Below are 10917 nucleotides of genomic sequence, written 5' to 3' on the forward strand. Positions count from 1 at the left end.
GTCAGCGCGCGCCCGCCGTGGGGGCGACCCGTTCGGCCCGCACCCAGCGCAGCCGATACGCCATGAGCGTGTCGCAGGCCAGCAGCGTGAACAGCAGCAGGCCCTGGAACACGCCCGTCAGCGAGCGCGGCAGGCCCAGGCGCGACTGCGCGAGTTCGCCGCCGATGTAGAACATGCTCATGAGGATGGCGGAGAAGATCATGCCCACCGGATGCAGGCGGCCCACGAAGGCCACGATGATCGCCGCGAAGCCGTAGCCGGCCGGCACGTAGGGCGTGAGCTGGCCGATGGGGCCGGCGACTTCGAGCGCGCCGGCCAGGCCCGCCGCGCCGCCCGACACGAGCAGCGCCACCCACAGCGCGCGCCGCGACGAGAAGCCGGCGTAGCGCGCCGCCGCCGGCGCGAGCCCGCCCACCTGCTGCGCGAAGCCCGCGCGCGTGCGGAACAGGAAGACCCACAGCGCCGCCGCCGCGGCCAGCGCGATGAGAAGGCCGATGCTCACGCGCGAGCCGGCCATGAGCCGCGGGATCTGCGTCGCGGCCTCGAAGGTCTTCGTCTGCGGAAAGTTGTAGCCGCCCGGGTCCTTCCACGGACCGAACACGAGGTAGTTCAGCACCGAGGTCGCCACGTACACGAGCATGAGGCTCACGAGGATTTCGTTCGCATTGAACCGGTCGCGAAGCAAGGCGACGATCGCGGCCCAGGCCATGCCGCCCGCGAGGCCCGCGAGAAGGATCGCGAGCACGATCCAGCGGCTCGTGTCCTTGCCCGCCAGCAGGGCCACGCCGCCCGCGAACACGGCGCCGATCACGAACTGGCCTTCGGCGCCGATGTTCCACACGTTGGAGCGGAAGCACACGGCGAGGCCCAGCGCGATGAGCAGCAGCGGCGTCGCCTTCACGGCCAGCTCGCCGATGCGGCTGGCCGAAGCGAGCGGCTCCCAGAAAAATACCTGCAGGCCGCGCACCGGGTCCTTGCCGAGCGCGACGAACAGGAGCGTGCCGAGCACGACCGTGATCGCCAGCGCGAGCAGAGGCGAGGCGATGCTCCAGAATTTCGACGGCTCGGGCCGCGCTTCGAGCTTCAGCATGGCGCTGCCGCCCCCGTTCCCGTCCACAAGCCGCTCATCCACTCGCCGACGAGGGACACCGTTGCCTGCGCGCGGTCGATCGAGGGCGACAGCCGCCCCTTCGCGAGCACATGCATCCGGTCGCTGATCTCGAACAGCTCGTCGAGCTCCTCGCTCACCACGAGCACGGCGCAGCCGGCATCGCGCAGCGCGAGGATCTCGCCGCGAATCTGCGCGGACGCGCCGACGTCGACGCCCCAGGTCGGCTGCGACACGATCAGGAGCTTCGGCCGGGCGTCGATCTCGCGGCCGACGATGAATTTCTGCAGGTTGCCGCCCGAGAGCGAGCGCGCCAAGGCGTGCGGGCCGCCCGCTTTCACCTTGAAGTTGGCGATGATCCGCCCGGCCTGCGCCTGCAGGTCTTTCACGTCGATCCAGCCGCTGCCACGCACCGACTCGCGGCGCGTGAGCAGCAGGTTGTGCGCGAGGCCCATCGCCGGCACGGCGCCGCGGCCGAGCCGCTCCTCGGGCACGAAATGCAGGCCCAGCTCGCGCCGCCGCGCGGGGCCGAGCCGGCCGGCGGCCTGTCCGCCGACGCGGATCGAGTCGGCCGGGGCGCGCGCGTCCTCGCCCGACAGCGCGTACAAGAGTTCGCGCTGGCCGTTGCCGGAGACGCCCGCGATGCCGACGACCTCGCCGGCGCGCACTTCGAAATCGATGTTCTCCAGGTCGACGCCGAACTGGTCCTCGCGCGCGAGCGACAGCGCCTGCACGCGCAGCACCGCCTCGCCCGGCCGGCGTTCGCGATGCGCGAGCTTCGGCGGCTCCGCGCCGATCATCATGCGCGAGAGCGAGGCATTGGTCTCGCCGCGCGGGTCGCACTCGCCGGTCACCTTGCCGCCGCGCAGCACCGTGCATGCCGTGCACAGCTCCCGGATCTCGTGCAGCTTGTGGCTGATGTAGAGGATGCTGCAACCCTCCGACGCGAGCTGGCGCAGCACGACGAAGAGCCGCTCGACCGCCTGCGGCGTGAGCACCGAGGTCGGCTCGTCGAGGATCAGCAGCTTCGGGTTCGTGAGCAGCGCGCGGATGATCTCCACGCGCTGCATCTCGCCGACCGAGAGCGTATGCACCGGCCGCGTCGGGTCGATGTCGAGCCCGTACTCCGCGGCCTTGGCGCGGATGCGCTCGGTCACCTGCGCGAGCTTCAGGGACTTGTCGAGGCCGAGCCACACGTTCTCGGCCACGGTGAGCGTGTCGAACAGGCTGAAGTGCTGGAACACCATGCTGATGCCCAGCGCGCGCGCCTCCTGCGGGTTGCGCACCTGCACCGGAGCGCCGTCGAACGCGATCGTGCCGGCGTCGGGCTTGACCGCGCCGTAGATGATCTTCATGAGCGTCGACTTGCCCGCGCCGTTTTCGCCGAGCACCGCGTGCGTCTCGCCGGCACGCACGGTCAGCGACACGTCGTCGTTCGCGACGACGGCGGGGTAGGCCTTGGTCACGTGGGCAAGCTGCAGTCGCGCAATCGTGGGCAGTGGGTTCACATGTTCACTTTCGACTTGCTCGCGCGCGCCTGGCACGGGCGGTGCATGCGGTAGCCTCCCGCAATGGAAGCGACCATACTCGATACGCATGGAACCTCGTGAGATCCGATTCGTGCGCCGCGGCGAGCTCGTCAGCGTGGGCAATGTACCACCGGCGCGCACGCTGCTCGAACTGCTGCGCGAAGACCTCGGCTGCACCGGCACGAAGGAAGGCTGCGGCGAAGGCGACTGCGGCGCCTGCACGGTCGTGGTGGCCGAGCCGGACGGCGACGCCTTGCGCTGGCGCGCGATCAACAGCTGCATCGCGCTCGCGCACGGCATCGACGGCAAGGCGCTGTGGACGGTGGAGGACCTCGCCTCCGACGACGGCACGCCGCACCCCGCGCAGGAGGCGATGGTGCGCTGCCACGGCTCGCAGTGCGGCTTCTGCACGCCGGGCTTCGTGATGAGTCTGTTCGGGATGTATCGCAATCACGTCGCACGAGGCGAGGCCGTGACGCGCGAACTTGCGACGGAGGCGCTCTCGGGGAATCTGTGCCGCTGCACGGGCTATCGGCCGATCCTGGATGCGGCGCAGGCGATGGGGGCGCTGCCCGTCGCCGCGGTGGACGAAGCTCGCATCGCGGCGTTGCTGAGCCGTCCCGCCTTCGCGGGAATGACGGTGAGCGAGCTCCTTGCCGCGCGCGCCGCCGATCCGGAGGCCCAGGTCGTGGCCGGCTGTACCGACGTCGGCCTCTGGATCACGAAGCAGCACAGGCAGTTCGACCGCATCCTCGACGTCACCCGCTGCGACGAACTGCGGCGCGTCGACGTGACGGACACCCACCTGACGATCGGCGCGGCCGCCACGCTCACCGACGCCTTTGCCGCGCTCGTCGCCGACCGCCCGCAACTGCGCGCATTCGCCGGCCGCTTCGCCGGGCTGCCGGTGCGCAACGCCGGCACGCTCGGCGGCAACATCGCCAATGGCTCGCCCATCGGCGACTCGATGCCCTTGCTGATCGCGCTCGACGCACACATCGTGCTCGCGAGCGTGCGCGGCGAACGCACGATGGCGCTGACGGACTTCTACACGGGCTACCGCAGGAACGTGCTCGCGCCGGACGAACTGCTCGTTCGCATCGAGGTACCGCGCGCGCGGCCGGGCGAATTCCTGCGCGCCTACAAGATCTCGAAGCGCTTCGACGACGACATCTCCGCGGTCTGCCTGGTGATCGACATGACGGTGACGGACGGCAAGGTCGCGCACGTCTCCATCGGCGCGGGCGGCGTGGCTGCGACGCCGGTGCGCGCGGCGAAGACCGAAGCCGCATTGCTCGGTCGCGACTGGACCGAAGCCATTGCGAAGGACGCGGCCGAGGTGCTGCGCACCGAATTCCAGCCGATCGACGACATGCGCGCTTCGGCGGCGTACCGCACGCAGGTGCTCGGCAACCTGATGCGTCGCTACTGGCTCGAATCGCAGGGCATGACCGACATCAATCTCGAAAGCTTCCAGCTCGACGAGGCGCCCGAATGAACGCGCCCGGGAAATTTCTCGATGCGGGCGCCGAAGCCCCCGCACCCGCCATGGCCGCCCCCCTCCCGCACGAAAGCGCTCGCGCGCACGTGGCCGGCAGCGCGACCTACATCGACGACATTCCCGAAATCAAAGGCACGCTGCACGCCGCGCCCATCCTCTCGACCGTCGCGCATGGCCGCCTGCGCGGCGTCGACACGCGAGCGGCCGAGGCGATGCCCGGCGTGCGGGGCGTGCTCCTCGCGCGCGACCTCCCCGCCGACCCCCTGCTCGCCACCTTCGCGCACGACGAACCGATCTTCGCGCTCGACACGGTCGAGCACATCGGCCAGGTCGTGGGCCTCGTCCTCGCCGACACCACCATGCAAGCGCGCCGCGCGGCGCGTGCGGTGAAGCTCGACATCGAGGAACTCGCGCCCATCCTCACCGCGCGCGAGGCCGTCGCAGCACAGAGTTTCGTCCTGCCCACGGTCACCGTGCGCCGCGGCGAGCCCGAACGGGCGCTTGCCGCAGCGCAGCACACGCTGAGCGGCGAGCTCGAAGTGGGCGGGCAGGAACACTTCTACCTCGAAGGCCAGGTCGCCTACGCGATGCCGCTGGAGCAGAACCAGCTGCGCGTGCATTCCAGCACGCAGCACCCCGCCGAGGCGCAGCACTGGATCGCGCACGCGCTCGGCTGGCCGTCGAGTTCGGTGGTCGTCGAATGCCGGCGCATGGGCGGCGGCTTCGGCGGCAAGGAAACGCAGTCCGGCCACATGGCCGTGTGGGCCTCGCTCGCGGCCGTGAAGTTCGGCCGCGCGGTGAAGCTCCACCTCGACCGCGATGACGATTTCCTCGTCACCGGCAAGCGCCATCCGTTCTCGTACGACTACACGGTGGGCTTCGACGACAGCGGCCTCGTCACGGGCCTGAAACTGACGATGGCGGCCAACTGCGGCTTCAGCGCGGACCTGAGCGGCCCCGTGTGCGACCGCGCCGTCTTCCACGCCGACAACGCCTACTTCCTCTCCGACGTCGAGATCGTCTCGCACCGCTGCAAGACGAACGTGCAGAGCCAGACCGCCTTTCGCGGCTTCGGCGGGCCGCAGGGGATGATCGTCACCGAGGCGATTCTTTCGGACATCGCGCGCCACCTGGGGCTCGATCCGCTCGACGTGCGCAAGCGCAACCTGTACGGCACGACGCAGCGCAACGTCACGCACTACCGCATGAGGGTGGAAGACAACATCCTGCATCCGCTCATCGCGCAGCTCGAAGCTTCGAGCGACTACCGCGCGCGGCGCGGCGAGATCGCGCGGTGGAACGCGAAAAGCCCGGTCATCAAGCGCGGACTCGCCCTCACGCCCGTGAAGTTCGGCATCTCCTTCACCGCCACCTTCTTCAACCAGGCGGGCGCCCTGGTGCATGTGTACACCGACGGCAGCGTCCAGGTGAACCACGGCGGCACGGAGATGGGCCAGGGCCTCAACACCAAGGTCGCGCAGATCGTGGCGGACGAACTGGGCGTGCCGTTCTCGCGCGTGCGCGTCACCGCCGCGGATACGGGCAAGGTGCCCAACGCGAGCGCCACCGCCGCATCGAGCGGCACCGACCTCAATGGACGCGCCGCGCAGTTCGCGGCACGCCGGGTGCGCGAGCGGCTCGCGCAATTCGTCGCGGACAAGCAGGGCTGCCGGCCCGAGCAGGTCGTGTTCGCGAACGGGCACGCCAGAGCGCCGGATGCCCACATGGCCTGGGAGCAGCTCGTGGACGATGCGTTCAAGTCGCGCATCCAGCTCTGGAGCGACGGGTTCTACAAGACGCCGAAGATCCACTACGACAAGGCCACCCTCACCGGCCGCCCGTTCTTCTACTTCGCCTATGGCGCCGCCTGCACCGAGGTCGCCATCGACACGCTCACCGGCGAGAGCCGCGTGCTGAAGGTCGACATCCTCCACGACGTGGGCCGCTCCATCAACCCGGCCATCGACCTCGGGCAGATCGAAGGCGGCTTCGTGCAGGGCATGGGCTGGCTTACGACGGAGCAGCTCGTCTGGACCGGCAAGGGCGCGCTCGCCACGCACGCGCCGAGCACGTACAAGATTCCGACGGCGGGCGACGTGCCCGAGCACTTCCGAATCGCGCTGTGGCCCGAGGCGAACCCCGAGGACAACGTGGGCGGCAGCAAGGCCGTCGGCGAGCCGCCCTTCATGCTCGCGATCAGCGTGTGGGAGGCGCTGCGCGACGCGGCCGCCTCGGCGCGCGGCGGTGCGGTGCGGATGGACGCGCCGGCCACGGCGGAGAGCGTGCTGAAATCCCTCGCGTGAGCTTTTCCACGTTGCATGTTGCATGGCGTTACCGCCTGCCTCTGCCTTCGGAGAAGTCCTACAGCCGGGGCATGGGGCGATCCCCTAGCCTCTGGGCATGGAAATCCTTGCCAACCAGAACGAGCCTGCCGGGTTCCGGCAGATCCAGCAGGCCTTCGACACGGCGCGCCAGCTCAGCTGCTGGAAGCCGCGTCTGGTGAAAGTGGGCGTGTGCCGCAGCGACGGCAACCTCGCGGCCATCGGGGTGTTCCATGACCAGCGCCAGGCGCGCCTGTTCGCGATCCAGATGGGCGGGCTCGGCTACCGGCAACTCGACGAGTCGATGGACGACTGCGAGCTGACCTTCGTGCCCGAGCGCTGGACGGCCGAGCAGACGCTGCCCGACCGGCTCTGCGAGCCGGCCTGATCGCCCTCCCGCTCTTCAGAGAATCTTCGAGAACTGCGCGCGCGTGCGGTTCGCCTGCAGGTAGCGGTCGAACACCATCGCGATCGCGCGCACGACGAACCAGCCGCTCGCCGTCGTGCGGATGCCGCGCTCGTCCACCTCCACCAGCCCCGCCTGCCGCAGCGGCTCCAGCTGCCGCATCTCCGCCGCGAAATACTTGCCGAAGTCGAGCAGCCACGACGCCTCGACCGCCTCGAACAGCACCTCGCCCTTGCACATGATCGCCATGATGACCGCGCGCCGCGCGAGGTCGTCCCGCGTCAGCGCCAGGCCGCGCTCCACCGGCAGGCGACTCTGGTCGAGCAGGTCGCACCAGGCCTCGATCGTCTTCGCGTTCTGGCTGTACGTCGCGCCGATGCGCCCGATGGCGGACACGCCCAGGCCGATCAGGTCGCAATCGGCCTGCGTGCTGTAGCCCTGGAAATTGCGCTGCAGGCGTCCCTCGCGCTTCGCGACGGCGAGCGCATCGCCCGGCAGCGCGAAGTGGTCCATGCCGATGTAGTCGTAGCCGGCCTCGAGGAATGCATCGATGGCGCTCGTGAGCATCGCGACCTTGTCCGCGGCGGCGGGCAGATCGGCCGCGACAATGCGCCGCTGCGGCTTGAAGCGTTCGGGCAGGTGCGCATAGCCGTAGAGCGCGATGCGGTCGGGCCGCAACTCGGCGACCTGCCGCAGCGTTCGCGCGAACGATGCCTCCGTCTGCCGGGGCAGGCCGTAGATCAGGTCGGCATTGATCGAATCGAAGCCGATCTCGCGCGCGGCCCGCATGAGCGCGAAGACGTCGGAAGCGGGCTGGATACGGTGGACGGCCTTCTGCACCTCCGGGTCGAAATCCTGCACGCCGAACGAGAGGCGGTTGAAGCCGAGGTCGGCGAGCACCTGCAATCGCGCCGACGTCACGGTGCGCGGATCGACCTCGATGGAGCACTCGGCGCCCGCGGCAAGCGCGAAGTGGCGGCGAATGGCCGCCATCAGCTGCGCGAGCTCGTCGTCGGACAGGAAGGTCGGCGTGCCGCCGCCCAGGTGCAGCTGCGTCACCGTGCGGCCGCGGCCGAGCCGCTCGGTGTTGAACGCCATCTCGCGCTCGAGATAGCGCAGGTACGTCGCCGCGCGGCCGTGCTGCTTCGTCACGATCTTGTTGCACGCGCAGTAGTAGCACACCGATTCGCAGAACGGGATGTGGACGTACAGCGACAGCGGCTGCGCCTGCGCGGCGGGCCGAAGCGCGCATTCGTCGAGCGCCTGTCCGTACTCGGCCGCGCCGAAGGCCTCGACGAAGCGGTCGGCCGTGGGGTACGAGGTATAGCGCGGTCCGGCGACGTCGAACTGGCGCAGGAGATCGGGCGAAAGGCGGGACATGGCGCTACTTTCGCGCGGCGGATCGGTGGGCGGTTTGACGTCCGTCAAGCGCGCGGCGCAGGCGGCGCGAACGGCGCCCCCGGATTCAGGCCAGGCCGCACCACACGGCGATGCGGTGCAGGGCGTCGCTCCAGAGCGCCCACGCCGCCGTACCCGCCAGCAGCGCGCCGCCCGCCCGCGTGCCCCAGTCCTGCCTCAGGCGCGCAAGCAGCGGCGGGAAAAGCCCGAGCGCCGTGCCGCTGCCGAGCGCGAACAGGGCCATCGCGGTCGCGCCTTCCAGCGGCCCGCCCGCGACGGAAGCGATGACGAGCGCCGAGTACAGCAGCCCGCAAGGCATGAGCACCCACAGCGCGCCGATCCCGAACACGCCGTGACGCGCCTGCGCGACCGGGCGCACGCGCGTCCACACCGCGCGGGCGACGCCGCCGACCCAGGCCGGCTCGCGGGCGAGGACGAGCAACGCCAGGCCCCACGCGAGGATGGCCAGGTGAAGCAGCGTCCACACCGGACGCAGGGCCGCGGTGTGCGCGTTGAGCCATGCGAAGCTTTGCGCGGCGGCGCCCACGGCCGCGCCCGCGGCGGCGTAGCCCGCAAGCCGGCCCGCCTGGAACTGGAGCATGGGGGCGAGACTCGATGCCGAGTCGCCGCGTAGCGGGTCGGGCGCGTCGGGCACGCCAGGCGCCGAGGTCGCGGAAGTTGCGGCAATCGGAATCGTCCGCCGCGGCCGACTCGTCCGCAGGCGCGTCACACCCGCGCACGCCGCCCCGCACATCGCCGCGCAGTGGGGCGCGCCCGCGATGCCCATCAGCAACGCGGCGACGGCGATTCCCGGCGCGATCACGGCGCGCGCCTCACTGCACGCGCGCTTCGAGGATGCGCGAGAGCGCGTCGATGTCCACGATGCGCACGTGCTTCTTGTCCACGTCGAGCAGCCCCTGCTGCTGGAACGCCGAGAACGTGCGGCTCACCGTCTCGAGCTTCATGCCGAGGAGGCTGCCGATTTCCGCGCGCGACATGCGCAGGTGGAATTCGCGCGGCGAGTAGCCCCGCGCCTTCATGCGCTGCGACACGTTCAGCAGGAAGGCGGCCAGCCGCTCCTCCGCGTTCATCGAGCCGAGCAGCATCATGAGGCTGTGTTCGCGCACGATCTCGCGGCTCATCATCCGCGAGAGCACCTGCTGCATCTCGGTGCTGCCGATCGCCAGGTCGCTGAGGTGCGCATACGGAATCGCGCAGACTTCCGAGTCCTCCAGCGCCGCCGCGCCGCTCGCATGCGAACCGTTGGCCGCGCCGTCGAGCCCGAGCAGCTCGCCTGGCAGCTGGAAGCCGGTGACGTGCTCGCGGCCATCCGGCAGCGCGAGCACCGACTTGAAGCTGCCGCTGCGCACCGCGTAGATGAAGCCGAATTTCTCCCCCGAGCGGTAAAGCGTGCTGCCCGCCTTCACCTTGCGGCGCGCGAAGCGCAGGCCGTCGAGCCGCTCGACGTCGGGGCCACCCAGGCCGCACGGAAGGCACAGCTCGCGCAGATGGCAGGTCGAGCACTGCGTGCGCAGCGGCGCGGGCTCCGCCGAGCGGCTCGAGGTGCGCGAGCTGCGCACGACGCGGATCGGAGCGACGGCGGATTCGACGGCGGGGTGCATGGGGTTTCTCCTTCTCGTTGTCAGGCGGGGACGCGGGCCGCGGTCTCGTGGACGGCGACGGGCAGCGCGGCGGTGTCGCCGCTCTTGTCGAGGAAGCGGTACGCGCCTTCGGCGAGGTAGCGCTTGCGGTACGCCGGGCCGCTGTTGTTGGTGAAGACGACGAAGCCGACGTCGGGCGCGGCGTGGCGCACGGCCTTGAGCACCTGCAGGCCGGGGCCGCCTTCGAGCTGCACGTCGAGCACGACGACGTCGGGCCGCGTGCGCAGGATGCCTTCGACGCATTCGGCCGGCGTCGCGCCCTCGCCGATCACCTCCGCGCCGCCTTCGAGCAGCGAGCGGACCCGCACGCGAATGGCGGCGGAGTCGTCGGCGAGGTAGACCTTCACGGCGTGCGATTGCATGACCATGACTGTCGTGCAAGCGCGCCGCCCGCGCCATCGGCGGGCGACTGAATCGCGGACTCGGCGGAATCCGTGCGGGCTAGGAATCGTCCTAGCCCGACACCGTCATGGCACCAGCACGCTCGCCCCGGTCGTGCGCCGCGCCTCCAGCGCGATGTGCGCCTGCGCCGCGTCTTCGAGCGCGTGCCGCTGCGCGACGCGGACCTTGACCTTGCCGCCCGCGACGAGGCCGAACAATTCGTCCGCCATCGCCTGCGTGGCCTCGCGCGAGGTGAGGAAGCCGAACACCGTCTGCCGCGTGAGGAACACGGCGTTGCGCGCCAGCGCGGAGACCGGCAGCGGCGGCGGCGGACCCGAAGCGTCGCCGAAGCTCACGAGCAGGCCGAAGCGCTGCAGGCAGGCGAGCGAACCCTCGAAGGTGTCGCGCCCCACGGAGTCGTAGACCACCTTCACGCCGCGCCCCTGCGTGATCTCCATCACGCGGTCGACGAAGCGCTCTTCGCGGTAGTCGATCGCGTGCGCGGCGCCATGCGCGAGCGCCAGCGCGCATTTCTCCGCGGAGCCCGCCGTCGCGATCAGGTTCAGGCCGAGCGCGCGCGCCCACAGGCAGGCGACGAGGCCGACACCGCCG

The 10917-nt window shown here is 70.5% G+C and carries 10 protein-coding genes; 3 read left to right on the forward strand and 7 right to left on the reverse strand.

The window, feature by feature from the left end:
• Nucleotide 1: 1 nt before the first annotated feature.
• On the reverse strand, nt 2-1090 hold the full coding sequence (locus AB7E83_RS10060) for an ABC transporter permease (RefSeq protein ID WP_428568582.1): 1089 nt from the start codon (nt 1088-1090) through the stop codon (nt 2-4).
• On the reverse strand, nt 1084-2706 hold the full coding sequence (locus AB7E83_RS10065; RefSeq protein WP_428568585.1) for an ABC transporter ATP-binding protein: 1623 nt from the start codon (nt 2704-2706) through the stop codon (nt 1084-1086). The genes AB7E83_RS10060 and AB7E83_RS10065 overlap by 7 nt, the downstream gene beginning before the upstream one ends.
• Between AB7E83_RS10065 and xdhA the strand changes: the two genes are divergently transcribed.
• The 3 genes from xdhA to AB7E83_RS10080 all read left to right on the forward strand — a co-directional run bounded on the left by xdhA (nt 2705) and on the right by AB7E83_RS10080 (nt 6847).
• Complete coding sequence (gene xdhA / locus AB7E83_RS10070) at nt 2705-4135, forward strand: xanthine dehydrogenase small subunit (RefSeq protein ID WP_428568587.1); 1431 nt, start codon at nt 2705-2707, stop codon at nt 4133-4135. The genes AB7E83_RS10065 and xdhA overlap by 2 nt on opposite strands.
• Nucleotides 4132-6441 carry a xanthine dehydrogenase molybdopterin binding subunit gene (xdhB, locus tag AB7E83_RS10075; protein WP_428568590.1) on the forward strand — a complete coding sequence of 770 codons (2310 nt, stop codon included), beginning with the start codon at nt 4132-4134 and terminating at the stop codon, nt 6439-6441. Before xdhA ends, xdhB begins: the two co-directional genes overlap by 4 nt.
• 97 nt (nt 6442-6538) lie before the next feature.
• Entirely contained in the window at nt 6539-6847 is a 309-nt protein-coding gene (locus AB7E83_RS10080; RefSeq protein WP_428568592.1) for a hypothetical protein, read from the forward strand.
• Between the two features lie 15 nt (nt 6848-6862).
• On the opposite strand, the gene hemN is transcribed toward AB7E83_RS10080, so the two are convergent.
• From hemN to AB7E83_RS10105, 5 genes are all read right to left on the reverse strand, one after another.
• The gene (gene hemN, locus AB7E83_RS10085; RefSeq protein ID WP_428568594.1) at nt 6863-8245 is read right to left on the reverse strand and encodes an oxygen-independent coproporphyrinogen III oxidase; all 1383 of its coding nucleotides are present in this window, start codon (nt 8243-8245) and stop codon (nt 6863-6865) included.
• A gap of 85 nt (nt 8246-8330) precedes the next feature.
• The gene (locus AB7E83_RS10090) at nt 8331-9050 is read right to left on the reverse strand and encodes a sulfite exporter TauE/SafE family protein (RefSeq protein WP_428568606.1); all 720 of its coding nucleotides are present in this window, start codon (nt 9048-9050) and stop codon (nt 8331-8333) included.
• A 46-nt stretch (nt 9051-9096) separates the two neighbouring features.
• Nucleotides 9097-9885, reverse strand: coding sequence for a helix-turn-helix domain-containing protein (locus AB7E83_RS10095; protein ID WP_428568597.1), 789 nt, complete (start codon nt 9883-9885; stop codon nt 9097-9099).
• A 20-nt stretch (nt 9886-9905) separates the two neighbouring features.
• On the reverse strand, nt 9906-10286 hold the full coding sequence (locus AB7E83_RS10100) for a response regulator (RefSeq protein WP_428568599.1): 381 nt from the start codon (nt 10284-10286) through the stop codon (nt 9906-9908).
• Nucleotides 10287-10391: 105 nt separating this feature from the next.
• The coding region (locus AB7E83_RS10105) for a zinc-binding dehydrogenase (RefSeq protein ID WP_428568601.1) at nt 10392-10917 on the reverse strand (526 nt) is incomplete at its 5' end.

The sequence above is a fragment of the Ramlibacter sp. genome (genome assembly GCF_050250995.1).
GTDB lineage: Bacteria > Pseudomonadota > Gammaproteobacteria > Burkholderiales > Burkholderiaceae_C > Ramlibacter.

Bases quoted from the DNA above. Each gene is read 5' to 3' on its own strand.
- AB7E83_RS10060 (WP_428568582.1), bottom strand. From the start codon at position 1,090: ATGCTGAAGCTCGAAGCGCGGCCCGAGCCGTCGAAATTCTGGAGCATC.
- xdhA (WP_428568587.1), top strand. From the start codon at position 2,705: ATGGAACCTCGTGAGATCCGATTCGTGCGCCGCGGCGAGCTCGTCAGC.
- AB7E83_RS10065 (WP_428568585.1), bottom strand. From the start codon at position 2,706: ATGCGTATCGAGTATGGTCGCTTCCATTGCGGGAGGCTACCGCATGCA.
- xdhB (WP_428568590.1), top strand. From the start codon at position 4,132: ATGAACGCGCCCGGGAAATTTCTCGATGCGGGCGCCGAAGCCCCCGCA.
- AB7E83_RS10080 (WP_428568592.1), top strand. From the start codon at position 6,539: ATGGAAATCCTTGCCAACCAGAACGAGCCTGCCGGGTTCCGGCAGATC.
- hemN (WP_428568594.1), bottom strand. From the start codon at position 8,245: ATGTCCCGCCTTTCGCCCGATCTCCTGCGCCAGTTCGACGTCGCCGGA.
- AB7E83_RS10090 (WP_428568606.1), bottom strand. From the start codon at position 9,050: ATGGGCATCGCGGGCGCGCCCCACTGCGCGGCGATGTGCGGGGCGGCG.
- AB7E83_RS10095 (WP_428568597.1), bottom strand. From the start codon at position 9,885: ATGCACCCCGCCGTCGAATCCGCCGTCGCTCCGATCCGCGTCGTGCGC.
- AB7E83_RS10100 (WP_428568599.1), bottom strand. From the start codon at position 10,286: ATGCAATCGCACGCCGTGAAGGTCTACCTCGCCGACGACTCCGCCGCC.